23 protein-coding genes and 7 tRNA genes are annotated in these 24326 nt (G+C 72.2%); 18 read left to right on the top strand and 12 right to left on the bottom strand.

All coding sequences use genetic code 11. From position 1 onward, the window contains the following. The first annotated feature begins 174 nt into the window (after positions 1–174). From cobT to IEY79_RS21960, 3 genes are all read left to right on the top strand, one after another. On the top strand, positions 175–3729 hold the full coding sequence (gene cobT, locus IEY79_RS21970) for a nicotinate-nucleotide--dimethylbenzimidazole phosphoribosyltransferase (protein ID WP_189109270.1): 3555 nt from the start codon (positions 175–177) through the stop codon (positions 3727–3729). 317 nt (positions 3730–4046) lie between these two features. After that, complete coding sequence (gene cobA, locus IEY79_RS21965) at positions 4047–5294, top strand: uroporphyrinogen-III C-methyltransferase (RefSeq protein ID WP_189109269.1); 1248 nt, start codon at positions 4047–4049, stop codon at positions 5292–5294. After that, the gene (locus IEY79_RS21960; RefSeq protein ID WP_189109268.1) at positions 5287–6108 is read left to right on the top strand and encodes a TrmH family RNA methyltransferase; all 822 of its coding nucleotides are present in this window, start codon (positions 5287–5289) and stop codon (positions 6106–6108) included. Before cobA ends, IEY79_RS21960 begins: the two co-directional genes overlap by 8 nt. Positions 6109–6128: 20 nt before the next feature. Here IEY79_RS21960 and IEY79_RS21955 read toward each other — a convergent pair whose 3' ends face one another. Next, positions 6129–7400: a serine/threonine protein kinase gene (locus tag IEY79_RS21955; RefSeq protein ID WP_189109311.1), complete on the bottom strand. Its 1272-nt coding sequence runs from the start codon at positions 7398–7400 to the stop codon at positions 6129–6131. 205 nt (positions 7401–7605) lie between these two features. Between IEY79_RS21955 and IEY79_RS21950 the strand changes: the two genes are divergently transcribed. The 4 genes from IEY79_RS21950 (at position 7606) to IEY79_RS21935 (ending at position 9857) form a co-directional block, all read left to right on the top strand. Next, entirely contained in the window at positions 7606–7863 is a 258-nt protein-coding gene (locus tag IEY79_RS21950; protein WP_189109267.1) for a DUF8836 family protein, read from the top strand. A gap of 189 nt (positions 7864–8052) precedes the next feature. After that, a complete protein-coding gene (locus IEY79_RS21945) occupies positions 8053–8259 on the top strand; it encodes a hypothetical protein (RefSeq protein WP_189109266.1) in 207 nt (68 codons plus the stop codon). A gap of 219 nt (positions 8260–8478) precedes the next feature. Continuing rightward, positions 8479–9492 carry a phosphotransferase family protein gene (locus tag IEY79_RS21940; protein ID WP_189109265.1) on the top strand — a complete coding sequence of 338 codons (1014 nt, stop codon included), beginning with the start codon at positions 8479–8481 and terminating at the stop codon, positions 9490–9492. Positions 9493–9560: 68 nt separating this feature from the next. Beyond that, the gene (locus tag IEY79_RS21935) at positions 9561–9857 is read left to right on the top strand and encodes a TFIIB-type zinc ribbon-containing protein (RefSeq protein WP_189109264.1); all 297 of its coding nucleotides are present in this window, start codon (positions 9561–9563) and stop codon (positions 9855–9857) included. 55 nt (positions 9858–9912) lie between these two features. Here the strand turns inward: IEY79_RS21935 and IEY79_RS21930 are convergent. The 5 genes from IEY79_RS21930 to IEY79_RS21910 all read right to left on the bottom strand — a co-directional run bounded on the left by IEY79_RS21930 (position 9913) and on the right by IEY79_RS21910 (position 10354). Beyond that, positions 9913–9984, bottom strand: a tRNA-Val gene (locus IEY79_RS21930). Between the two features lie 23 nt (positions 9985–10007). Continuing rightward, a tRNA-Val gene (locus IEY79_RS21925) sits at positions 10008–10079 on the bottom strand. A 20-nt stretch (positions 10080–10099) separates the two neighbouring features. Then, a tRNA-Val gene (locus tag IEY79_RS21920) sits at positions 10100–10171 on the bottom strand. Position 10172: 1 nt separating this feature from the next. After that, positions 10173–10246, bottom strand: a tRNA-Cys gene (locus tag IEY79_RS21915). A gap of 35 nt (positions 10247–10281) precedes the next feature. Next, positions 10282–10354 (bottom strand) — tRNA-Gly (locus IEY79_RS21910). 180 nt (positions 10355–10534) lie between these two features. Between IEY79_RS21910 and IEY79_RS21905 the strand changes: the two genes are divergently transcribed. Genes IEY79_RS21905 through IEY79_RS21895 form a run of 3 tightly spaced genes read left to right on the top strand, consistent with a single transcriptional unit; the run spans position 10535 to position 13294 of the window. Next, positions 10535–11590: a chorismate-binding protein gene (locus IEY79_RS21905; RefSeq protein ID WP_189109263.1), complete on the top strand. Its 1056-nt coding sequence runs from the start codon at positions 10535–10537 to the stop codon at positions 11588–11590. Next, a complete protein-coding gene (locus IEY79_RS21900) occupies positions 11591–12412 on the top strand; it encodes an aminotransferase class IV (RefSeq protein ID WP_189109262.1) in 822 nt (273 codons plus the stop codon). Between the two features lie 42 nt (positions 12413–12454). Next, the gene (locus IEY79_RS21895; RefSeq protein WP_189109261.1) at positions 12455–13294 is read left to right on the top strand and encodes a GNAT family N-acetyltransferase; all 840 of its coding nucleotides are present in this window, start codon (positions 12455–12457) and stop codon (positions 13292–13294) included. Between the two features lie 40 nt (positions 13295–13334). Here IEY79_RS21895 and IEY79_RS21890 read toward each other — a convergent pair whose 3' ends face one another. Next, on the bottom strand, positions 13335–13847 hold the full coding sequence (locus IEY79_RS21890) for a DsbA family protein (protein ID WP_189109260.1): 513 nt from the start codon (positions 13845–13847) through the stop codon (positions 13335–13337). Positions 13848–14052: 205 nt separating this feature from the next. Between IEY79_RS21890 and IEY79_RS21885 the strand changes: the two genes are divergently transcribed. Together IEY79_RS21885 and IEY79_RS21880 are read left to right on the top strand one after the other, a co-directional pair. Next, entirely contained in the window at positions 14053–14514 is a 462-nt protein-coding gene (locus tag IEY79_RS21885) for a hypothetical protein (RefSeq protein WP_189109259.1), read from the top strand. A 128-nt stretch (positions 14515–14642) separates the two neighbouring features. Beyond that, entirely contained in the window at positions 14643–14795 is a 153-nt protein-coding gene (locus tag IEY79_RS21880) for a hypothetical protein (RefSeq protein WP_189109258.1), read from the top strand. 3 nt (positions 14796–14798) lie between these two features. On the opposite strand, the gene IEY79_RS21875 is transcribed toward IEY79_RS21880, so the two are convergent. Continuing rightward, a complete protein-coding gene (locus IEY79_RS21875) occupies positions 14799–15356 on the bottom strand; it encodes a CGNR zinc finger domain-containing protein (protein WP_189109257.1) in 558 nt (185 codons plus the stop codon). 199 nt (positions 15357–15555) lie between these two features. Continuing rightward, positions 15556–15969 (bottom strand): SsgA family sporulation/cell division regulator, encoded by a 414-nt coding sequence (locus IEY79_RS21870; protein WP_023542925.1) that lies wholly within the window; start codon positions 15967–15969, stop codon positions 15556–15558. A gap of 190 nt (positions 15970–16159) precedes the next feature. Here IEY79_RS21870 and IEY79_RS21865 point away from each other — a divergent pair, with 190 nt between their 5' ends. Then, entirely contained in the window at positions 16160–16618 is a 459-nt protein-coding gene (locus tag IEY79_RS21865) for a TIGR02611 family protein (protein ID WP_189109256.1), read from the top strand. A 55-nt stretch (positions 16619–16673) separates the two neighbouring features. Beyond that, positions 16674–16745 (top strand) — tRNA-Val (locus tag IEY79_RS21860). Between the two features lie 78 nt (positions 16746–16823). Here IEY79_RS21860 and IEY79_RS21855 read toward each other — a convergent pair. Further along, positions 16824–19292 (bottom strand): SCO7613 C-terminal domain-containing membrane protein, encoded by a 2469-nt coding sequence (locus IEY79_RS21855; RefSeq protein ID WP_229701017.1) that lies wholly within the window; start codon positions 19290–19292, stop codon positions 16824–16826. A 92-nt stretch (positions 19293–19384) separates the two neighbouring features. On the opposite strand from IEY79_RS21855, the gene IEY79_RS21850 reads away from it, so the two are divergent. Both IEY79_RS21850 and IEY79_RS21845 read left to right on the top strand, forming a co-directional pair. Continuing rightward, positions 19385–19840: an SRPBCC family protein gene (locus IEY79_RS21850; RefSeq protein WP_189109254.1), complete on the top strand. Its 456-nt coding sequence runs from the start codon at positions 19385–19387 to the stop codon at positions 19838–19840. A 39-nt stretch (positions 19841–19879) separates the two neighbouring features. After that, positions 19880–19951: transfer RNA gene (locus tag IEY79_RS21845), tRNA-Val, on the top strand. Between the two features lie 76 nt (positions 19952–20027). On the opposite strand, the gene IEY79_RS21840 is transcribed toward IEY79_RS21845, so the two are convergent. Beyond that, positions 20028–20753, bottom strand: a complete 726-nt coding sequence (locus IEY79_RS21840) for an exonuclease domain-containing protein (protein ID WP_189109253.1) — start codon at positions 20751–20753, stop codon at positions 20028–20030. A 193-nt stretch (positions 20754–20946) separates the two neighbouring features. On the opposite strand from IEY79_RS21840, the gene thrS reads away from it, so the two are divergent. Next, a complete protein-coding gene (thrS, locus tag IEY79_RS21835) occupies positions 20947–22929 on the top strand; it encodes a threonine--tRNA ligase (RefSeq protein WP_189109252.1) in 1983 nt (660 codons plus the stop codon). A 38-nt stretch (positions 22930–22967) separates the two neighbouring features. Here the strand turns inward: thrS and IEY79_RS21830 are convergent, their stop codons facing one another. Beyond that, positions 22968–23693, bottom strand: coding sequence for a potassium channel family protein (locus IEY79_RS21830; protein ID WP_189109251.1), 726 nt, complete (start codon positions 23691–23693; stop codon positions 22968–22970). Positions 23694–23759: 66 nt separating this feature from the next. Between IEY79_RS21830 and IEY79_RS21825 the strand changes: the two genes are divergently transcribed. Continuing rightward, a complete protein-coding gene (locus IEY79_RS21825; protein WP_189109250.1) occupies positions 23760–24326 on the top strand; it encodes an HIT family protein in 567 nt (188 codons plus the stop codon).

Below are 24326 nucleotides of genomic sequence, written 5' to 3'. Positions count from 1 at the left end.
CGCAGATCTCCGCGTGTTGGCCGCCGACGGCCGCGAGAATACGTGAGGGCCGCGGCTCGATTCGTGCCGCGCGGCGCCCACGCTCGTTGTCACTGACGGGCGCCGGAAGCGCCGCCGAATCGGGCGCCCCGGTCGAAGGGCCGAAGGAGCACAACCAATGGGCGAGGGGTACGCATGACTGACACCGGCCAGATCCCGGACAAGGGACAGCCGGAGAACGCAGGCATGGTGGAGCAGCCGGGCGACCCCGCTGCCGGCTCCTACGCCTACCTGGGCCCCTCCGAGAGTTCTCCCGAGGACGACGACCTTCTGCTGATGCCGAGTTCGCAGGGCGCGTGGGGCGATCCGCTGCCGGTGCCCCCTCCGGCGGATCCGGTCGCGCCGGTCGCCCATGCCATGCCCGCGCCCGTGCCCGAGCCGGAGCCCGTTTCGGTGGGCCAGGGTGTGGTGGGCCAGGGTGTGGTGGGCCGGGCCGAGTTCTCACCGGCCCCGCCGGCCGCGTACTCCGAGCCCGAGCCGCAGCACTCCGACCCGCTGGGGCACGGCCAGGTGTCGTACGGGACGCCGCCGGAGTTCCAGCACGTGCCCGCGCCCGAGAGCCTTTCGGAGTATCCGGCGCCGAACCTGGCCCAGATGCCCGAGCAAGCCGCGCAGCCCGTGCAGCCCGCGCAGCCCGTCGCCCCGCAGGCGGAGTTCGCGCCGGAGGCGTACGCGCCCGCGGAGGCCCCCGTTCCGGACCCCGTCGCGCACCCCGCCCCCGAACCGGCCCAGGAGGCCGTGCGGGAGGCGCCGCAGGAAGCCGCGGAGGTCCCCGCGCCCGCGGCGGCCGAGGGGGCGACGGCACCCGCCGCTCCCGAACCGGGCGCCCATGAGGCCGGTGGCCGGGACTCGGGCTCCGTGGACGTAGGGGCCGTACGGGCCGCGACCGCCACGTCCACGCCGACTCCGCCGCCCGCGCGCCGACCGCTGCACCTGGGCCCCCCGATTCCCGACTCCACGGGTGGGGTGGTCCGTTCGCTCGCCGACCGCGGTCCCCGGAGTACGCCGCCCGCCCCGGTGCGGGTACGGACGCAGGGGCCGCCGACCACCGGCCCCGAGTATCTGGACATCCCGCGCGAGGAGGCGGGCGCGCTGCCCGGGCCGCAACTCGGCGCGATTCCCGCGCAGGGCGCGGACCCGTGGGCGTCACTGCCGCCGCAGTCCGAGACGCCGGTGGCGGAGGCCGCGGTCGCGGTCGCGGAAGCGGTCGCCGAACCGCGGGTGGTGGCCGACGAAGCCGTTCCCGAGTCTGCCGCAGAAACGGTCGTGCCCGATTTCGGGCCGGAGTTCGCCCGCGAGCCCGTCCAAGAGCCGGTGCGGGTCGCGGTTCCGGAGCCGTCGCCGGTGCCGGTGCCGGTGCCGGAAGCCGTGCCGGAGCCGGTGGCCGAGAAGCCCGAGCCGGCCCCGGAACCCGAGCCCGAGCCTTCGCTCCAGCCCGAGCCGGCGCCCGAGCCGGTCGCCGAAGTCCCGGTGGTCGAAGAGCCCGTCCCTGCTCCCGTACCCGACACGGTGGTGGAGGAGGCCCCGGTCGTCGAGCCGGTCGAAGCCGAGGAGAAGCGCGAGCCGATAGCGCTGCCCGGCGCGGCACCCGAAACGCCCGCGCCGGTCGATCCGGTCGAGCCGTCGGCGGTCGCCGAAACGCGGCCCGAGCCCGAGCCGGAGCCCGTACAGCCCGAGCCCGTACTCGCGGAGCCGGAGCCCGAGCCCGAGTCGGAGCCCGAGCCGGTACCGCTCGCGGTGGTGGCGGAGCCCGCCCCGACACCCGAGCCCGCCCCGACACCGGAGCCCGCCCCGACACCGGAGCCCGCCCCGACACCCGAGCCCGCCCCGGCGGCCGAAGCGGCTCCCGTCCCGGTGACGGAGCCCGAGCCCGAGCCCCTCCCCGCCCCCGTCGCGGCCCCGGCCCCCGTCCCCGACGGCGGGCACGACCCGTCCCCGGCCGTCGCCGACGACGCGTCACCTCCCGCGCCCGGTTACGACGACGCCGAGCGCGAGGCCGTCCTGCGCGTCATGCGTGAGCGCCGTGACATCCGCAACGGCTTCCGCTCCGACCCGATCCCGCACGAGGTGCTGCTGCGCGTCCTGGAAGCCGCGCACACCGCCCCCAGCGTCGGCCACTCGCAGCCCTGGGACTTCGTCGTCATCCGTTCCGCCGAGACCCGCCAGACCATGCACGAACTGGCGCAGCGCCAGCGCGACGCGTTCGCCAAGTCGCTGCCCAAGGGCCGGGCCAAGCAGTTCAAGGAACTGAAGATCGAGGCCATCCTCGACACCCCGGTGAACATCGTCGTCACGGCCGACCCCACGCGCGGCGGCCGGCACACACTCGGCCGCCACACGCAGCCGCAGATGGCGCCGTACTCCTCGGCCCTCGCCGTCGAGAACCTGTGGCTCGCCGCCCGCGCCGAAGGACTCGGCGTCGGCTGGGTCAGCTTCTTCGACGAGCGCGAGATGGTCCGCGCGCTCGGTCTCCCCGAGCACCTGGACGTCGTGGCGTATCTGTGCGTGGGATACGTCGACGAGTTCCCGGAGGAGCCCGAGCTGACACAGGCGGGCTGGTCCAAGCGCCGCCCGCTCTCCTGGGTCGTCCACGAGGAGACGTACGGCCGCCGGGCCCTGCCCGGCGAGGAGCCGCACGACCTCCTGAAGGAGACCATCGCCGGTATCCGCCCGCTCGACGCCAAGGCCCTCGGCGAGGCGTGGGAGCGGCAGAAGCGGATGACCAAGCCCGCCGGGGCGCTGGGCATGCTGGAGATCATCTCCGCGCAGCTCAGCGGCCTTTCCCGGATGTGCCCGCCACCGATCCCGGAGCCCGCGGCCGTCGCGGTCTTCGCGGGTGACCACGGTGTGCACGCGCAGGGCGTCACCCACTGGCCCCAGGAGGTGACGGCGCAGATGGTCGCCAACTTCCTCGGCGGCGGGGCTGTCTGCAACGCCTTCGCCAATCAGGTCGGTGCCGAGGTCTGCGTCATCGACGTCGGCGTCGCGGGCGAACTGCCCGCCACACCGGGCCTGTTGCCCCGAAAAGTCCGCGCGGGCACCGCCGACTTCACCACCGGGCCCGCGCTGACCCGCGAAGAGGTGCTGGCCGCGATCGACGTGGGCATCGAGACCGCCCGCGATCTGGTGGCGGCGGGCAACAAGGGCCTGCTCACCGGCGAGATGGGCATCGCGAACACCACCGCCTGCGCCGCGCTGATCTCGGTCTACACGGACCTGGACCCGTCCGAGGTCACCGGACGCGGCACGGGCATCAACGACGAGATGCACGCGCGCAAGATCGACGTCGTCCGGCGCGGTCTCGAACTCCACCGCCCCGACCCCGCCGACCCCATCGGAGTCCTCGCGGCCTTCGGCGGCCTGGAGCAGGCGGCGCTCGTCGGTTTCCTGCTCGGCGGCGCGTCACTGCGTACGCCGGTCATCCTCGATGGGGTGAGCGCGGGGGCCGCCGCCCTCGTCGCGCGCGCCATCGCCCCGGAGGCGCTGGCAGCCTGTATCGCGGGCCACCGCAGCGCCGAACCGGGCCATGTCGCGGCGCTCAACAAGCTGGGCCTGCGCCCCCTGGTCGACCTCGACCTCCGCCTTGGCGAGGGCACGGGCGCCCTGCTGGCGCTCCCGGTGGTCCAGAGCGCGGCACGCGCCATGCACGAGGTGGCCACGTTCGACTCGGCGGGAGTGACGGAGAAGTAGCGGGACGGGCGGGCCCGGGGCGGAGCCCCGGAAATCAGCCCGTCCGGCGTGTGAGGGTACGGCCGAAGGCCGTACCGGGCCCGGGGCCGAGCTCCGGTCCCGGGAAGGGGCGGGTGGGGGGAGCGGCTCCCGCCGCCCGCGCACGGGAGCGGGGCCGCTCCGCTCGCGCCCGGACCCCGTACGGGCCGCCCCGCCACCCCTGATCACCGCCCGACCGGGGCAATCCCCGGCCCCACTAAGCTGGAACCGCGTCCCACCAGCACCTTCACCGCCCCGAGTCCCCACCCCGCACCGTCCCCAGAGGAGCCCGTACCGCCATGGCCGAGCATCCCGCCTACCCCGTCGGACTCCGTCTGGCAGGGCGGCGCGTCGTCGTCATCGGGGGCGGACAGGTCGCCCAGCGCCGGCTGCCGGCCCTCATCGCGACCGGCGCCGACATCCTGCTCGTCTCGCCGACCGCGACGCCCTCCGTGGAAGCCATGGCCGACACCGGCGAACTGCGCTGGGAACGCCGCCCGTACGCCGAGGGCGACCTCGCCGACGCCTGGTACGTCCTGGTCGCCTCCAGCGACACCGAGGCCAACACCCGCGCCTCCGCCGAGGCCGAGCGGAACAGGACCTGGTGCGTACGGAGCGACGACGCCGGGGCCGCCACCGCCTGGACCCCGGCCACCGGCCGCAGCGAGGGCGTCACCGTCGCCGTCCTCACCGGACGCGACCCCCGGCGCTCGGCCGGCGTGCGTGACGCCATCGTCGAGGGCCTGCGCGACGGCACCCTCGTCGCCCCGCGCCACCGCACCAGGACCCCCGGCGTCGCTCTCGTCGGCGGCGGCCCCGGCGACCCCGAGCTGATCACCGTCCGCGGCCGGCGCCTCCTCGCCGAGGCCGACGTCGTCATCGCCGACCGCCTCGGCCCGCGCGACCTCCTGGACGAACTCCCGCCGCACGTCGAGGTGATCGACGCCGCGAAGATCCCGTACGGCCGCTACATGGCCCAGGAGGCGATCAACAACGCGCTGATCGAGCACGCCAAGGCGGGCAAGGCCGTCGTACGGCTCAAGGGCGGCGACCCCTTCGTCTTCGGCCGCGGCATGGAGGAGGCCCAGGCGCTCGCCGAGGCGGGTATCGCCTGCACCGTCGTCCCCGGCATCTCCAGCTCCATCAGCGTCCCCGGCGCGGCCGGCATCCCCGTCACCCACCGGGGCGTGGCGCACGAGTTCACGGTCGTCAGCGGCCATGTCGCCCCCGACGACCCGCGCTCCCTGGTCGACTGGCCCGCGCTCGCCCGGCTGCGCGGCACGCTCGTCCTGCTGATGGCCGTCGACAAGATCGGCGCCATCGCCCAGACCTTGATCGCCCACGGCAGGCCGCCCGCCACCCCCGTGGCGCTGATCCAGGAAGGCACCACCGCGACCCAGCGCCGCGTCGACGCGACACTGGGAACGACCGCCGAAGCCGTCCGTACGGAGGACGTACGGCCCCCGGCCGTCATCGTCATCGGCGACGTGGTCTCGGTCGGCACGGGAGGCGGCACCGGAGGCGGCGGCGAGGCCGGCCGTGGCTGAGATCGTCACCGTCGAAGCGACCCCCGACGGCTCGGCCGACCCCCGCCTCGCCGACTACACCGGCCTCACGGACGTCGAGCTCCGCCGCCGCCGCGAGCCCGCCGAGGGCCTGTTCATCGCCGAGGGCGAGAAGGTCATCCGCCGCGCCGTGGCAGCCGGTTACGAGATGCGGTCCATGCTCCTGACGGCCAAGTGGACCCACGTCATGGCCGATGTCATCGACCGGACCGCCGCGCCCGTCTACGAGGTCGCCCCCGACCTCGCCGAACGCGTCACCGGCTACCACGTCCACCGAGGCGCGCTCGCCTCCATGCACCGCAAGCCCCTGCCGCCGCCCGCCGATCTGCTGCGCACGGCACGCCGCGCCGTCGTCTTCGAGGACATGGTCGACCATGCCAACCTCGGCGCCGCCTTCCGCAACGCCGCGGCGCTCGGCGTCGACGCGGTCCTGCTCACCCCACGCTGCGCCGACCCGCTCTACCGCCGGTCCGTGAAGGTCTCCATGGGCGCCGTCCTCCAGGTCCCCTGGACCCGGCTGGAATCCTGGCCGAAGGACGCCGAGCTTCTGCGCGAGGCCGGATTCGTCACCGCGGCGCTCTGTCTGGACGACAGGTCGATCACCCTCGACGAACTGGCGGAGCGGCGCGACGACAGGCTGGCGCTCCTCTTCGGTACGGAGGGCGACGGACTGACGGCCGGCGCCCTCGCCGCGGCCGACCTGCGGGTGAGCATCCCGATGGACGCCGGGGTGGACTCCCTCAACGTCGCCGCCACCTCGGCCGTCGCCTTCTACATGACGCGTCCCCGAGGCTGATCCGGTCCGAGGCGCCCTTCTTACAACTGCTGCGCGGCAGCGATCCCCAGGGCGACGATCAGCGTCACCACGACGAAGACGATCAGCCGCTGACGCAGCAGCCGCGGATTGGCCGGTCTGCGCCCGCTCCGCCCGCCCGATGTCGTACGCGCTCCGGGCCTGGAGCCGGGCCGGCCGCCGGTACGTGAGCCGGTACGGGGCGAGCCCTCACGGGGCCTCGGCGGGCGCCCGCCGCCCGTGCGCGGCGCCGAACCACGGCTCCCGTGCGGACGGGGGTCCTGCCCGCTCGCCGTACGGCCCTGGGTGGACCGGTCCGTACGGTCCTGCCGCTCGGCCCGCTCCGAACGCTCGGAGCGCTCCGCCCGCTCGGTCCGCTGCGGCATCCGCGCCGTACGCTCCGGGATCCGGCCCGTCGCCACGTCGTGCCCGTTCCGTTCCCGCTGTACGGGCGGCCGTCCGTCCGGCAGCCCCTGCGCCTCCCGCGCCGCGATCTCCTTGAGCCGCATCGACAGCTGGAGCGTGGTCGGCCGCTCCTCGGGGTCCTTCGCCAGACAGGCCCGCACCAGCGGCGCCAGCGCGTCAGGCACCCCGTACAGCTGCGCCTCCTCGTGCACCACCCGGTAGAGCATGACCTCCGAACTGCCGTGCCCGAAGGGCGAGTCGGCCGTCGCGGCATAGGCCAGCGTCGCGCCCAGCGCGAAGACGTCGGTCGACGGGGTGACGGCCGCGCCACGCACCTGCTCGGGCGCCAGGAAGCCGGGCGATCCCACCGCCGTACCGACGTGCGTGAGCGTGCTCGCCCCCGTCGCCCAGGCGATCCCGAAGTCGATGATGCGCGGGCCCTTGGGGGAGAGCAGGATGTTCGAAGGCTTCAGGTCCCGGTGGACGACCCCCGCCTCGTGCACGGCCAGCAGCCCCTCGGAGAGCGCGGCTCCGACGGAGGCGACCTCGGCGGCGGACAGCGGCCCGTCCTCGGCCACCTTGTCGTGCAGGGAGGGCCCTGGAACGTACTGGGTGGCGAACCACGGCCGGTCCGCGTCGAGATCGGCGGCCACCAGCCGGGCCGTGCAGCCCCCGCGGATCCGTCGGGCGGCCGAGACCTCGCGGGCGAACCGCGAGCGGAACTCCTGGTCCTCGGCGAGATCGGGCCTGATCACCTTCAGCGCGACCCGCTGCCCGCGCCGGTCCGAACCCAGATAGACCACGCCCATGCCGCCCTGGCCCAGCCTCCGGTGAAGCCTGAACGAACCGACGACACGCGGGTCCTCGCGCCGGAGCCGCATCATCGCCATGTCCATCCCCGCTGCCCGGTCGTCCGTGTGACGTGGCACAGCTTACGTACCCGCGCCCCGGGGCGCTCATAGGCCGCGCCCTCACGGACGGATCGATTGTCAGTGCTGGGTGAGAAACTTGAAAGGTGGTCAGGGGACCGTGGATCCAAGGTTGTCGGGCCCGTGCGAGATCTCAAAGGTCGGTCGCAGAAGGGGGATTGGATCAATGAAGGGTGACCGCGTGGAGATAGTGGTGGACGCGGGTGACACGACGCGTACCTACGAAGTCGTGGCAAGTCGGGCAGGCCGCCGGGTGGAGACGGCGGTGCGTCGAGGAGTGGTGGAAGTGAGTGAAGTCACCCGCAACGGCTCGGTGGTGCGCACGGCGCGATTCATGGCCACGCGCGTGCTCGCTCTGGTGGAGCAGCCGGTCCCCAGGGAGGACCTCTCGGAGCGTCCCCTCGGGGAAGACCCCAAGGCCTAGGCCGCCCTCTCCACCCAGGGGAGTACGCGGCGGGGGTACCGGTCATCCTCCGGGAGGCCCGGCAATCGGTACGCGGGCATGACGACCCAGGTACGGCGCTTGCCTAATGTTGTTCTCAAGCGGCGGGTGCAGCACTCGTCCCCCGAGGTCAGACACTCGCCGCTGCCAGAACACGACGGGAGAAGGACCATGGCCGACACGGCATCGCGAGCGATGATCCGCACGCAGGGACGCAGAGCATTCGACGCGTTCGGCGGGCGGAGTTCCGGTCCGCGCCACCCCCTGGTGGCCACGGCCATGGTCCTCCCTCTCGCGGCCCTGCTGGTCGTCGTCTTCGGCGGCTGGGACGCAGTGGTCACACAAGCGTCGTCCGTGGGCGTGATGCTGGGGCGCTGAGCGGCGCCCCAGGTTCGGGAGAGCGGCCCGAATCGTAGACATCCGGCCAACAACCCCGTGGGGACGGGGGTGCGGCGGACGGCAGCGTTTGGCCGGTCAGCTGGGGAGCTGACCGGCCATCGCGCTGTCCGGACCCGTTCCGGATCCCGCTGGGACGCCCCTTCGACGGCGCCCGGCGTAAGCTCCCGGCTGAAACACATCGCTTCGGGGGACACCACCGTGACCACATCCGCGACCGGCACCTCGGGTACGGGCCCCTCCGTCGTCCGCGCGCTCACCGCCGCCGCCCGTCACGCCGCCCACCCGGGCGCCGGCCACCCGCCCGTGGCACCCCCGGTGCTCTGCGACGCCTGCGGACGCGACGAGACCGTACTGGCCGACCGGCCGGATGCCACGGTCGTACGGCACGAGTCCGCCGTCGCCAAGGCGCACGCGCCCGCCACCGACCCGGCGGGACACCGCGCCCGGCTCGCCGTCGCCGCCCACCCGCTGCTCACCGGCATCCTGCTGCCTCCGCTCCCGGTGCCCACCCCGCAGGTCTCGGGCCGTCCCGTCACCGCCTGGCCCTACGGCGTCCCCGTCGACCCCGACCGCCCCGACGAAGCGCCCTGGGAGGAGGCGGCGACGCTGCTGGCCCGGCTGCACGCGGTACCGCCCGCCGCCCTCGCCCCGTTGGCCGTCCCGCCGACGCGCGGCCCCCTCAAGGCCGCCCAGGCACTCTCCCGGATGCGGGCCGCCGGACGCCACCCGGCCGGGGCGGACGTGGAGCGCGCCTGGGCGGGGCTGCCCGCCTGGGCCAGGGGCGAGGCGCCCGCCCCCGAGGGCGGCTCGCTCTGCCACGGGGACCTGCATCTCGGCCAGCTCGTACGGCACCCCGTACCGGACGGCCCCTGGCTGCTGATCGACGTGGACGACCTCGGACTCGGCGACGCCGCCTGGGACTTGGCCCGCCCAGCCGCCTGGTACGCCGCCGGACTGCTGGCCCCCGACGAGTGGCAGCGCTTCCTCGGCGCCTACCGGTCGGCGGGCGGTTCCGCCGTACCGCCCGACGGCGACCCCTGGCCCCGGCTGGACATCCCCGCCCGCGTCCTCACCGTCCAGACCGCCGCCCTGGCCGTCGCCAAGTCGGCCGAGCAGGGCCGTGACCTGGACGAGGTGGAGGCGACGATGATCGAGTCCTGTGCCCGGATTGCCACACTCATAACGGAGTTGGCGACAGGGCCCTCGTCGTAAGGTGAACGGACCGTCGCCGGGAGGCATTCCGGCGAAGCCGACCGAACGGCGAGGAGCTGAGCCGATCAATGCAGTGCCCCAAGTGTCATGCAGCGATGCATACCTACAACCGCAACGGTGTCCAGATAGAGCAGTGCAGCGGCTGCCGTGGGATCTTCCTCGACTACGGCGAGCTGGAGTCCCTCACCCGTCTTGAGGCGCAGTGGGGACAGCAGGCCCCGCCGCCGCCCGCGGCGCCCGGCGGGTACCCCCCGCAGGCGGCGCCGGCTCCCGCGTGGGGCGCGCCGCACGGCGGCGGCCACCACGGCGGCCACGGCGGGCACCACCGTCAGAAGGGCTTCGGCCGGATGCTCTTCTCCTCCTGAGTGAGCCCCGGGCACGACGAAGCCCCCGGCCGGAGAGGCCGGGGGCTTCGGGCTGTGCGCGATACTGGGATTGAACCAGTGACCTCTTCCGTGTCAGGGAAGCGCTCTCCCGCTGAGCTAATCGCGCAGGGTGACCCCGCGTGTACTGCGTGCGCGATACTGGGATTGAACCAGTGACCTCTTCCGTGTCAGGGAAGCGCTCTCCCGCTGAGCTAATCGCGCGGGAATCCAAGTGGATCCAGTGGACGATACTGGGATTGAACCAGTGACCTCTTCCGTGTCAGGGAAGCGCTCTCCCGCTGAGCTAATCGTCCTTGGAGGTGGAGACGGGATTTGAACCCGTGTAGACGGCTTTGCAGGCCGTTGCCTCGCCTCTCGGCCACTCCACCAGGAGTACGGGGGCGGGAAGGGATCCCCCATCTCGAGCGGACGACCAGGTTCGAACTGGCGACCTCAACCTTGGCAAGGTTGCGCTCTACCAACTGAGCTACGTCCGCGTGCCGTTTCCCGGTCCCTACTGCGCGGCCCGGCGACGTGGTGAACTCTAGCGGATTACGGGGCCAGTACAAAAACGCGTTTGTGCAGCGTGCTGCCGTGCGTTCACGCTGCGGCACCTTCACCACCGCCGTCGTGACACGTTCGCGGCGTCTCGGACCACCCGCCCTAGACTCACCATCGTGCACGACCTTCCTCCGCTGGCCCGCTTCGGTGATCTTCTCGCCACCGATCTGCGCGATGTCACCCGCGACCCGGAAGCCCTGGACTCCACCGGCTTCTGGGCCGTCGCCATGGACTTCGAAGGCCGCCTGACCTGCGCCCGGTTCGGCGACGTCCGCCGTGAACCGGTGCCCTCGCCCGTCCCCGGACGGTGGCGGGGTCCCGGGCCGGGCGACTGGACGTCCTCGCTCGACCGGACCGCGTACGTCTCCGGCGTACGGCGCGTGCGTGAACTCATCGCCGCCGGCGAGGTCTACCAGGCGAACCTCTGCCGGGTCATGACGGCGCCGCTGCCCGACCCGGCCGCGGCCGACGTCGACGCGCTGACCGCCCTTCTGGCGCGCGGCAACCCCGCCCCGTACGCCGGTACGATCCGGCTCCCCGCGCACGGCGTGGAGATCGCCACCGCGTCCCCGGAGCTCTACCTCCGCCGCACCGGCCGTACCGTGGAGTCCGGGCCGATCAAGGGCACCGGCCGGACCGCCGCCGACCTGCTGGAGAAGGACCACGCCGAGAACGTGATGATCGTGGACCTCGTCCGCAACGACCTGGGCCGTGTCTGCGCCACCGGATCGGTGACCGTGCCGTCCCTCTGCGCCGTCGAGCCCCATCCCGGCCTCGTCCATCTCGTGTCGTCGGTACGCGGCGAGCTCGCCGATGGCGCGGGCTGGCCGGAGCTGCTGGTTGCGACATTCCCGCCCGGGTCGGTCACCGGCGCGCCGAAATCCAGCGCTTTGAAGATCATCGAGGAGCTGGAGACCGCCCCTCGCGGGCCGTACTGCGGCGCGGTCGGCTGGGTGGACGCCGACCGTGGCACGGCCGAACTCGCCGTCGGGATAAGGACGTTCTGGATAGAGCGCGACCCGGCGCGGGGGCCCGTCGTCCGCTTCGGCACCGGCGCGGGCATCACCTGGGGGTCCGACCCCGAGCGTGAATGGCGGGAGACGGAGCTCAAGGCTTCGCGGCTGCTGGCGGTAGCGTCGGGAGTGTACGAGGCGACGGGAAGGACCGGGTAGATGATGATCTGGGTCAACGGCGGACTGCGGGCGGCCGATGCCGCACAGGTGTCCGTGCTCGACCACGGGCTGACGGTGGGCGACGGAATCTTCGAGACGGTGAAGACGGTCCAGGGCCGGACCTTCGCCCTCACCCGGCATCTGGAGCGGCTGACCCGCTCGGCGCGCGGTCTCGGACTGCCCGATCCCGACCACGACGAGGTGCGCGCGGCGTGCGCCGCGGTCCTGGAGGCCGATCCCGTTCCGATGGGCCGGCTGCGCATCACGTACACCGGCGGTCTCTCGCCGCTCGGCTCGGACCGTGGTGACACCGGGCCGACGCTGGTCGTGGCCGTCGGGGAGACGACGCGCCGCCCGGACACCACCGCGGTGATCACCGTCCCCTGGACCCGCAACGAACGCGGCGCCGTGACCGGGCTCAAGACCACGTCGTACGCCGAGAACGTCGTCGCCCTCGCCCGGGCCCGCGAACAGGATGCCTCCGAGGCGCTGTTCGCCAACACCGTCGGGGACCTGTGCGAGGGCACGGGCTCCAACGTCTTCGTCGTACTCGACGGGCAGCTGCACACCCCGCCCGTCTCCTCGGGCTGTCTGGCCGGTATCACCCGGGCGCTGACGGTGGAGTGGTGCGGGGCCCATGAGACGCGGATGCCGTTCGACGTGCTCGACCGGGCCGACGAGATCTTCGTGACCTCGTCGCTGCGCGACGTGCAGGCCGTCCACCGCCTCGACGGCCGTGAACTGCCCGGCGCCCCCGGCCCGGTCACCGCCAAGGCCATGCGCGTCTTCGACGAGCGCGCGGCGAGCGACCTGGATCCGTAAAACCTGATGACGCGTACCCCTGAGATGGGTACAACTCCTCCGATGACCACCACTCTGCGGCCGACCGGGCCGCTTCAGCAGACCGATGACGCAATGAAGTCACGCACCTACGACGTGTGTGACAACAGCCGCCCCGTGGGCGTGATCGAACTCGCCATGGACGGTGCCTTCGGCACCCCGGCGGGGGTCCTGCGCCGGCTGCGGATCGGCGAGGCCGACCGGCGCCGGGGCCGTGGCACGATCGCCGCGCTGGCCGCCGAGGAGGTGCTCCGCGGCTGGGGCTGCGGCCAGGTGGTCGCCTCCGTCCCGGCCGAGGCCGACGGCGTACGGCCCCTGCTGGAGACCCTGGGCTACACCGAGCGCAGCAGGAACATGGTCAAGGAGCTCGCCCAGGAGCCCCCGGTCCCGCGGCCCGGTGTCAGCGGCAGACCGATGGACGAGGCGGAGTACGCGGTCTGGGAAAAGCGCTTGTTCGAAGGCTTCCGGCAGAGCTGGATCGACCGGGGCCTGCCGCCTGAACAGGCCCGCGCCAAGGCCGAGGCCAGCCGCGCCGACAACCTCTCCGAGGGCCTGGCCACCCCCGGCACCCGGATCGAGGTACTGGTCCACGACGAGGACGTCGTCGGACACGTCTGGGTGGGCAGCCGGGAGATCGCCCCCGGCCAGGAGATCCCCTTCGTCTACGACGTGGAGGTGGAGGCGGAGAAGCGCGGCAAGGGCTACGGCCGCGCGCTGATGCTGCACGCCGAGCGGATCGTCCACCGTACGGGCGCGGGCATGCTCGGCCTGCACGTCTTCGCGGGCAACACCCCGGCGATCGGTCTCTACGAATCGCTCGGGTACGCCACCACACACCACAACGTCTTCAAACCGCTGCTCTGAGCGGGCCCCGGGCTCCACACCCGCTTCGGGGGAGCGGGTGTCACCCCCCGGCGAGCAGCCGGTCCGCGATCTCCTCGATACGCTCGCGCAGCCCTTCCTGGCTCTTTCCGCCGTCGAGCCGTTCGCCGTCGATGACATACGTGGGCGTGCCGGTCACGCCGATCGCCTTGCCCTCGGCCTGGTCGGCGTCGACGATCAGGGTGTGCCGGCCGTCGATCAGCGCGGTGTCGAACTCCTCGTCGTCCAGGCGGAGTTCACGGGCGACCTCGACCAGCAGCGGCTCGCCCCGGGCGGCCAGCTCCGTGTGGCGGGCCAGCACGGCCTCGGCGTAGGGCCAGCCCTGGCCCTGCTCCAGCGCCTCCTCGGCCGCCTGGGCGGCGGCGAACGCGTGCCGGTGCTTCTCCAGGGGGAAGTGCCGCAGCCGGATGTCGAGCCGGTCTCCGTAGCGCGCCCGCAGCGCGCGCAGGTCCGCCAGGGCGGTGTGGCAGTCGACGCACTCGAGCTCGCACCAGACGTCGAGCACGACGGGGCCGGCGGTGGGGGAGTCACTCATGCGCCCAGTCTTCCAGGTCCCCGCCCGCGCTTCTGACCGGGACCTGGGGAGGAGGCGGACCCCGGAGATCTCCCTGAGGTGACTCCGCACCGTGGCCCGTACCGTGCCGGGGGGTGCAGGATGGAAGGGTCGACATGTCGGCGCGGGCCGACACGGGACGAGAGCTGACCACGACCGACGACGGCGCGCACGCCTGGAGGACCGGATGATTGCCGAGACCATTTGTTCCGCGGTGTCCGCTGCCGGCCTCGGCATCGCGGCGATCACCGCCTACCGCAAGCGTTTCCTCACCGCGACCAGGATCGCGGCGTACTCGCTGGTACCGGTCGCGCTGGTGATGACCGGGGTGGTCCAGTGGCTCGCCGACAAGGCGTTCAGCCCGACCGCCTGGGTCGGTGTCGGACTCCTCGGATTCTCGTGGCTGCTGTTCATGACGACACGGATGGTGGAGCGACGCGCCGGAGCCGGCACCCGTAAGGAACGCAAGGCGGCGGCCAGGGCTGCGCAGCGCGAAGCGGTCGCGCCTGCGGCCTCCGCGCCCTCGCTCGGCGCGTCCACGGCGCCCGCGGCGCAGCCGCGGCCGGCCAAGGCGAAGAAGTCCGGCGGCACCGACTCCGGCGACGACTTCAGCGATGTCGAGGCCATCCTCAAGAAGCACGGCATCTGACCGGAAGCCCTCCCGGCGGCCCGACCGTCTCAGGGGTTGGACGTTTCCCGGGAATCTGACGAACTCGCCTCACCCGGACGCGTGTTGGTTGTTCGGCTGCCCTTCGCCTGCGTCATGATCACCCCGCGATGCTCGATACCTCACGGGGCCGAACCCCCGCACCCACCGAAGAGCCGCGCGGTTGTCTCTTCGCGCTCTCCCAGCCGCCGTTGATGATCTTTCTGACGGTGATCGGCACCCTCCTGCTGATGGCGGCGATCCACGATCTGTTCCTGCTGTGACGCTCAGCCGGCCGCTTCTCTGCGGCGCGCGCGGTAGGCGGCCACATGCAGTCTGTTGCCGCAGGTGCGGCTGTCGCAGTAACGGCGGGAGCGGTTGCGCGAGAGATCGACGAAGGCGTGCCCGCAGTCCGGCGCCTCGCAGCGCCGCAGCCGTTCCTGTTCGCCCGCCACCACGATGAAAGCGAGCGCCATGCCGCAGTCGGCGGCCAGATGGTCGGCCATCGACGCGTCCGGCGCGAAGTAGTGCACGTGCCAGTCGTAGCCGTCGTGATCGGTCAGCTGCGGGGTCGTCCCGGCGGCGGCCACCAGCTCGTTCAGCAGCTGGGACGCCTCGCGGGGACCGGCCGCGGCGAAGACCTCGGCGAAGCGCGTACGCACGTCCCGCACGGCCCGCAGATCGCGGGGCCCGAGGTCACCGACCCCGCTCATCCGATGGGCCTGTGCGAAGCCGTACAGGGCCTCGACGTCGGCGAGCCCGTCCGTGCCGTCGGCCTCGGGGACGGTGTTCACGAGACTGACGACGGTCTCAAGGGCATTGCGGGTGTCGTGGGGGACCTGCACGATTCGCTCCCTGGCCTGCTGCGGGCCGGTGCCCGCCGGGTCCCGCAGATCCTAGGGGGTGTCCGGAAAGCGGCGGAGCGCGCCGACGCCGTCGCCGCGGTGGGTTCCGCGGCGACGGCGTCGGTGCCCGCCCGTATGAGGTTGTCCGCACGGCGCCGTCTCCCCGAGTCGGACGGCGCCGAGCAGCTGTCGGCCTGGCTCAGCTCTCGGCCAGGATGTGAGACAACTCTGTGTCGAGGTCGAAGTGGCGATGCTCGGTGCCCGGTGGCACCGCCGCGTCGGTTCGCTTGAGGAAGGATTCCAGGGCTCGCGCCGGTGCCTCCAGCAGGGCCTCTCCTTCGGGGGAGCTGAGTGCGATGCAGACGACGCCCTGGCCCTGGCTGCGTGAGGGCCAGACTCGGACATCGCCTGTGCCGGTGGGCCTGTGCAGCCCCTCGGCCAGAAGGTCGCGGGCGAACACCCACTCGACCGTCTCCTCGGCTCCGGTGTGGAAGGTGGCGTGCACGGCATAAGGATCGGCCGTGTCATACCGCAGGCCCGCGGGTACAGGCAGTGAGGACTCGCTCGATACAACGAGGCGCAGGTGCAGCTCGCAGCTGACCGTGGTGTTCATAAGCGCCAGGGCCTTTCGCTCAGTGTGCGCTCGGGGATTCGCACGTCGGCGAAATCGACATGCCACCTACGGTGCCGTTGTAAACCCCTCTGTCTGTTTTGTGATCCTTCAGGTAGCTCGTACAGCGGTGTGTAACTTCGACTTATGCCGCCATTCCGGTGACGACTCGGCGTCCGGTAGGTTGGTAGTCATGCATGCGGAGAGTGACGAGCGGGGGGATGTCGTCATACCGACGACAGTGAAATCCACGGGGGAATTGACTGAGGAGCCGCCGGTGCGAGAGCTCGGCTCACGCGCTCCCGGCTTTATCAAGAGTTCGAAGACGCTCCATATGAGCTGGCAGGTCGGCGTATTCGTCGTCGGGCTCGCGGTGGTCGGCGTGGGCGTGGTGCTGCTGCCCCTGCCCGGTCCCGGCTGGCTCATCATCTTCGGCGGTATGGCGATCTGGGCGACCGAATTCGTCTGGGCACAACTGGTGCTCCGGTGGACGCGACGCAAGGTCACCGAAGCGGCGCAGAAAGCACTCGATCCGAAGGTACGCAGACGCAACGTCATCCTGACGAGCGTCGGTCTGGCGATCATGGCCGTACTGGCCGGCATATACCTGTGGAAGTTCGGATTCGTCATGCCCTGGAAGATCGACCAGTGACCGTGGAAGCGGTCCGGCGGAGCCACTGACATGGGGTAATGTTTGCCCTGCGTCCGGGCGATTAGCTCAGTGGGAGAGCGCTTCGTTCACACCGAAGAGGTCACTGGTTCGAACCCAGTATCGCCCACCCGGAATCGATGCCCCGGAGACTTCACCGTCTCCGGGGCATCGCTGTTTCCGCAGGTGATTCCCGACCGCCGGCCCGTCAGCGCATCCGGCCCAGCGACTCCCGGAGCCGTCTGGCGTCGTGCAGGCGCCGTTCGTAGGTCGCGCCCAGCGCCAGGAGCAGCAGTCCGGCGAGGGCGGGCGGCAGCCAGCGGGGCAGGGCTCCGACGGCCTGGACGACGTACGGCGCCAGCTCGTGCAGTGTGTCCAGGGCGAGCACGGCGCCGCCGAGGACCAGCAGCGCCTGGAGCCTCAGCCGGGCGCCGACGAGCGTGACGGCCAGTGCGGCGAGTCCCAGCGCCAGCGGCCGGAGCCAGTGTGTGTCGCCCCAGGCGGCGGCGAGGCTCGGCAGGAGCGTCGCGGCCAGGCCGGGGCCGTACGCCGTCCAGGACGACGCCTCGGGGTCGCCGCGACGCCGGAGGAAACCCACCACGAGCGCGGGGACGGTCACCGGCAGGGTGTAAGCCTCCGGGGTCGCCACGTCGGAGGCGTACAGCCGCACCCAGGTGGCCAGGACGAACAGCGCCGCCGCGAGATACCCGGCCGCCGGGCGGCGGTCCGGGCGCAGCGCGGTGCCCGCCGCGACGACTCCGCAGAGGGCGAGCACCAGGGCGACGCTCTCCGGGTGCCCGGCGGCGAGGATGACGGCGAGGGGACCGGCTCCGGCCGCCGTCAGCTCCATCGGCAGAGCCACGGGACGGCCTCGCGGGCGCGCGCCGAGCAGGGCGACGACGGCGGGGACGGCGAGGACGGCCAGGGCGGTGTGCTCGCGGGGCAGCCCGGCGGACGCGCAGAGCGCGCAGAGCAGGGCGGCGGCCGTCACGACGGCGGCGCAGGCGAGCAGAGCCTGGAAGGGCCGCGCCAGGAAGCCGGCGCGGGTGGAGCCGGTGCCGGTGCCGGTGTTCGTTTCGGTTGCGGCTTCGGCCACGGCGGGGCCGAGGGCCACCGCGCCGCCGCAGAGCAGGATGAGCAGCACCCCGAGGGTGATCAGCGTGGTCGTCTCCGTGGCCAGGGCCAGCAGCGAGACGGCTGCCGCGCCGACGAGCCCGCAGACCATGGCGGTCGTCGGGACCGGCGACCAGGCCCCGTAGGCGGACCGGCGCGGGTACACCGCGAGCGCCAACGCGCCCGCCGTCAGGGCGAGATGAGTCGCCACGGCCGCCGGATACCCGAGGTCCAGCGCCCCGGGAAGCACCAGCGCCGCGGCCCAGCCGAGCGCCGTCGCACCGCAGAGCGCGGCCGGTCGCGCGGAGGCTGCCAGGTGGCGGCACGCGGCGGCGAGGAGCCCCGCGGCGATCAGCAGCACCAGCGGCGCCGTGGCCGTCGCCGACCACCCCGGATCCGTTCCGAGCGCCTCCCGCGCGCTGCCGGGTGCGCCCGACCAGATGTGCTCGACCCGGGAGACAGGGCCCAGGACCGTCACGGCCACCGGGGGCAGCGTCCACAGAACGGCCCCGGCCACGACCGCTCCGGCGGCCGCGCCCAGCCCGCGTACCGCCGCGTGGGGCAGTGGCGCCCGTACAGCCGTCAACAGGGCCGCGCCGCACAGCAGATACCCGACGACGGCCCAGCCGAGAGGTACGGAGGGACGCGGCACACCGGCGATCGCGGTGGTCGCGGCCAGACCGGCCACCAGCCCGCAGGCGAACGAGACGCCGGGAACGCGCACGGCCACGAAGAGACCCAGGCCGGCACCGGCGAGCAGCGGCACGCCGGGCCGGGCGGCGTCGAGCGGGGCGTCGGCGATCAGCGAGAGACCGACCGCGATCAGCAGGGCCCAGCCACCACTCACCCAGGCGGTGACACCCGCGATCGACCTTGCGGGCGCGGGCTTGGTCCACAGCACGAACGCCGTGTCGGCGGCGGCGGTCGCCAGCAGCGCCCACGCGAGGGTGAGTTCGCTCGCGCCGGCTGCCAGCGCCCAGAGCGGCAGGGGGAGTTGGGCGGTGAGGACCGCGGCGGGCAGCGGCGTGCGCAGCCCGCCGGCCCGCAGTCCGTATCCCGCCCAGAGCGCGGCCAGTACGGCGCACACGGTGGCCGTGTAGCCGAGCGGATCCGTGTCGGGCAGCGCGGCCCGGTACAGCGCGTAGGCGTCGAGGACGGTCAGGACCAGGGCCAGCGCGCCCACGGCCTCGGCGGTCGAGGCCAGGGAGCGGCGCAGCAGGAGGACCGGGGCGGCGAGTGCGGCGACGGTGACGGTGCCCAGCACGACGGACCGGCCGCCGATACCCAGGGAGCCCCAGCTGACCACGGTGAAGGCGATGGCCGCGATGGTCAGCAGTACGCCGCCCAGCGCGAGCAGGGCGTTCTGCACGCTCGGCGGGGACGTCTCGGCCGCCCGGGCGGCGCGCCGCGCCCGGGGGACCGGCGGCACCGGTGGTGCCACCGGTGTCAGCAGCGTCAGCAGATAGGACCTGCGGGCGAGCAACTGCGCTCTGCGCGCCTCGATTCGGGCGAGCTCGTGATCGAGGACCGCGAGCTCCTCGGCCGGTCGCGGAACGTTCTCCATGGAGTGGAGTGTGGTCCGCGCCACAGCACGGGCCATCGGCTCTCGTACTCAGATACGGGTCTGAGTACGGGCGGGGGGCGCACACTTGGCCCATGGACTGGCATCACTACCGCTTCCGCAGCGTCTGGGATCTCGACGCCGCCCCGGACACCGTGTTCGGCGTGCTGGAACGGGCCGGTGAGTACCCCGACTGGTGGCCGCAGGTCCGGGAGGTGACGCCGGTCGACGAGCGCGGCGGGACGGCCCGGTTCCGGTCGGTGATTCCGTACGACCTCTTCGTCCACGCCCGCGCGAGCAGGAGCGACCCGCGGGCCCGCGTCCTGGAGATCGCCATGACGGGTGATCTCGAAGGGTGGGCACGCTGGACCCTGAGTGCCCGGGGCGGCGGCACCCGCGCCCTGTACGAGCAGGAGGTCGTCGTCAACAAACCGCTGCTGCGCCGCTTCGCCGTGCCCGGGCGGCCCTTCTTCCTGGCCAACCACGCGTTGATGATGCGGGCCGGGCGGCGGGGGCTGCGGAAGGTCCTCGCGGGCGGCCATACCGTTTGAACGAAACCCGCCGAGACCTGTATGGTTCAGTCCGTTCCCGGGCGATTAGCTCAGTGGGAGAGCGCTTCGTTCACACCGAAGAGGTCACTGGTTCGAACCCAGTATCGCCCACCGGGAAAGGCCGGTCCGTCGCTGACGGACCGGCCTCGCTGTTGTCGGGCCCCGGCCCGGACCCGCGGCCCAGCGGTCAGGCCACAGCCGGCATTTGGGGCCGCAGCGGCCACGCCGGGTCGGCCGCCACCCGTGAGCCGCCGCGCGCGAACCACTCCTGCCTGCCCCGTGACTGGGCCGCGTGCCAGACCGCCTGCCGGGCGTGCAGCTGGGCCGCGGTGAGCTGCTGTGTCGTGGTGGCGAACCGGCGCCCCAGCGACCGGACCACTTCCAGCGCAGCCGCCGCGTCGGCGGCGGCGTCGTGGGAGCCGTCCAGCACCACCCCGTAGAGCGAACAGAGATCGACCAGCCGCCGCCGGCCCTTGCGGACGGGATCGAGATGCCGGTCGAGCACACTCGGATCCAGCACGCAGAACGGGGCGTTCTCCATATATCGGGCCATGGAGGAGCTGCGGTGGCGCCGCATCTCTCGGTCGAGCAGCGTCAGTCCGAACGGCGAGTTCATCACGACGAGTGGCCGGCCCGCCATGCACTGCTCGGCGAGGCCCCGCCCGACCTCCTCGATCACCGGAGCCGGCCAGCGGCCCGAACGCTGGACCAACGCGTCGGTGAGGCCGTGCACTTCGGTCGCCTCGACCGGCACCGGGATACCCGGATTGACCAGCCAGCGGGTGACCCGGGCCCGAGCGCCCGATACGTCCTGGACGACGAGGGCGGCCGAGACGATCCGGTCCTCCTCGGCGTCGGTGCCCGTCGTTTCGATGTCGAATGCGGCCAGGGGGCCCTCGTACCAGTGCGTCATCCCTGAACTCCTCACGCACGCTTGGCAGATGGCATCCGGCCGACTGCCCGAATCGGTGATACCCGCACCCTTTGCGGCGTACGCCGGAGATGACGGCACAATTGAACCGTTTAGCGAGTGGCCCCTCCGGCTCGGTACGATTCCCGACGCGTACGGAAACGAGCCTGCGCGCCCCGTGAGTCAGGAGAGACCGGTGTCAGATGTCCGCGTGACCATCGAACGCGATTCCGAGCGGGAAGAGCGCGTGGTGACGACGGGCACTACGGCGGCCGACCTCTTCCCCGGCGAGCGCACCGTGATCGCCGCCCGGGTGGCCGGAGAGCTGAAGGACCTCAGTTACGAGGTCGCCGACGGCGAGAGTGTCGAGCCCGTGGAGATCTCCTCCGAGGACGGCCTGAACATCCTGCGCCACTCCACCGCGCACGTGATGGCGCAGGCCGTGCAGGAGCTGTTCCCCGAGGCCAAGCTGGGTATCGGGCCGCCGATCAAGGACGGCTTCTACTACGACTTCGATGTCGCCGAGCCCTTCACCCCCGACGACATCAAGGCCGTCGAGAAGAAGATGCAGGAGATCCAGAAGCGCGGCCAGCGGTTCTCCCGGCGGGTCACCACCGACGAGGACGCACGCGTCGAGCTGGCCGACGAGCCGTACAAGATCGAGCTGATCGGGCTCAAGGGCAAGGCCGCCGACGCCGCCGAGGGCGCGTCGGCCGAGGTCGGCGCCGGTGAGCTGACGATCTACGACAACCTCGACGCCAAGACCGGCGAGCTGTGCTGGAAGGACCTGTGCCGCGGCCCGCACCTGCCCACCACCCGTAACATCCCGGCCTTCAAGCTCATGCGGTCCGCCGCCGCCTACTGGCGCGGCAGCGAGAAGAACCCCCAGCTCCAGCGGATCTACGGCACCGCGTGGCCGTCGAAGGAGGAGCTCAAGGCCCACCTCGACTTCCTCGCCGAGGCCGAGCGTCGCGACCACCGCAGGCTGGGCAGCGAGCTGGACCTGTTCTCCTTCCCCGACGAGCTGGGCTCCGGTCTCGCGGTCTTCCACCCCAAGGGCGGGGTGATCCGCAAGGAGATGGAGCAGTACTCGCGCCACCGCCACGAGGTGTCCGGGTACGAGTTCGTCAACACCCCGCACATCTCGAAGAAGAAGCTCTTCGAGACCTCGGGGCACCTGCCGCACTACGCGGACGGCATGTTCCCGCCCATGGAGTTCGACGGCCAGGACTACTACCTCAAGGCCATGAACTGCCCGATGCACAACCTGATCTTCAAGGCGCGCGGGCGGTCCTACCGCGAGCTGCCGCTGCGCCTGTTCGAGTTCGGCACCGTCTACCGCTACGAGAAGTCCGGGGTCGTGCACGGCCTCACCCGCTCACGCGGCTTCACCCAGGACGACGCGCACATCTACTGCACCAAGGAGGAGATGCCGCAGGAGCTGGACTCCCTGCTCACCTTCGTGCTGGAGCTGCTGCGCGACTACGGCCTGTCCGAGTTCGAGCTGGAGCTGTCCACCCGCGACCCGGAGTCGGACAAGTTCATGGGCGAGGACGCGGAGTGGGAGGAGGCCACCGCGGCGCTCCAGCAGGCCGCCGACAAGCAGGGTCTGCCGCTCGTTCCTGACCCGGGCGGCGCCGCGTACTACGGGCCCAAGATCTCCGTACAGGCCAAGGACGCCATCGGCCGGTCCTGGCAGATGTCCACCATCCAGGTCGACTTCCAGCAGCCGAAGCGGTTCGAGCTGGAGTACACCGCGTCCGACGGCACCAAGCAGCAGCCGGTCATGATCCACCGGGCGCTGTTCGGCTCGATCGAGCGTTTCTTCGCCGTGCTCCTGGAGCACTACGCGGGCGCGTTCCCGGCCTGGCTGGCCCCCGTCCAGGCGGTCGGCATCCCGATCGGCGACGCGCACGTGCCCTACCTCCAGGAGTTCGCCGCGCGGGCGAAGGCCAAGGGGCTGCGCGTCGAGGTGGACGCGTCGGCGGACCGGATGCAGAAGAAGATCCGCAACCACCAGAAGGCCAAGACGCCGTTCATGATCATCGCCGGCGACGAGGACGTCGCCAACGGCGCGGTGTCCTTCCGCTACCGGGACGGCACGCAGAAGAACGGCATTCCCGCCGACGAGGCGCTCGCCGAGCTCCTGGACGTCGTGGAGCGCCGCGTACAGGTCTGAGACGACGGAGCGGGTCCGGTACGGCCTCCGGGGAGGCGTCAGCTTCCCGGAGGCCGTACCGCGCGCCCTCCCCGCTCTCCCCGGTCGTCACCCTGCTCTCCCCGGTCCTTCGTCCTCGACCGGTCCTCCCGGTCGAAGACCTGGATCAGCCACGAGGAGAACGAACCCGTCACCGCGCCCAGCAGCGCCAGACCGCACACCATCAGAAAGACCGCGAACAGCCGCCCGAGCGGCGTCACCGGTGTCACATCGCCGTACCCGACCGTGGTGATCGCCGAGCAGGCCCACCACACCGCGTCCCCGAAGGTCCGGATGGTGGCGCCCGGCGCACCGCGCTCCTGCTGGTAGACCGCGAGCGCGGAGGCGAAGCTGAGCAGGACCGCCGTCACACCGGCGTACAGCATCACCCGCCCGTACAGACTCAGCCGCGGCTCGTCGCGGCGGCGCTGGAGCGTCACATAGGTGCTCACGATCCGCACCGGGCGCAGCAGGGGCAGCAGCAGGACGACCGTGTCGAGCCAGTGCGCCGTCACGAAGCGGGCCCCCTGGCCGCTCAGTACCAGACGTACCGCGTAGTCCACGGCGAACAGCGCCCAGACCGCGAGCAGGACGCCCAGTACGACATCACCCACGACCGGGTCGCGGCTGTCGTTCAGCACCAGCGCCGCGTAACAGGCGAGGAAGAGCGGCGAGGCGACGAGCAGTGGCAGTTCGAGGCGCCGCTCCCAGTCACGCAGGCGGTTCGCTCGGTTCCGGACATGCATCGCGCCAGCATCGCCGGGGAGGGGACGGGGCGGGCCCGGCGACACGCTTCACCGGGCCGAAGTCATATGCTGCACAGCATGACGAGTGAGCCGGAGCAGCAGATCGGAGTGGGCATCCCGGACGCGTTCCAGCGACTGTGGACGCCTCACCGGATGGCCTACATCCAGGGCGAGAACAAGCCCACCAGCCCGAACCCGGGCGAGGGTTGTCCCTTCTGCTCCATCCCGCTCAAGTCCAACGAGGACGGGCTCGTCGTCGCACGCGGCGAGTCGGTGTACGCGGTGCTGAACCTCTATCCGTACAACGGCGGCCATCTCCTGGTCGTACCGTTCCGGCACGTCGCCGACTACACCGAGCTGGACGACGCCGAGACCGACGAGCTGAGCACCTTCACCAAGCGGGCCATGACCGCGCTGCGTACGGCCTCCGGGGCGCACGGCTTCAACATCGGCATGAACCAGGGCGCCGTCGCCGGGGCCGGCATCGCCGCCCATCTGCACCAGCACGTCGTGCCGCGCTGGGGCGGCGACGCCAACTTCATGCCCGTCGTCGCCCGTACCCGGGTGCTGCCCCAACTCCTCGCCGACACCCGGGTGATGCTCGCCGACGCGTGGCCGAAGGCGGACTCGTAG

The organism is Streptomyces camponoticapitis, assembly GCF_014646115.1.
Taxonomy (GTDB): domain Bacteria; phylum Actinomycetota; class Actinomycetes; order Streptomycetales; family Streptomycetaceae; genus Streptomyces; species Streptomyces camponoticapitis.
Note: the sequence above shows the minus strand (reverse complement) of the source record. Positions and strands in the feature narration are given on the sequence as shown.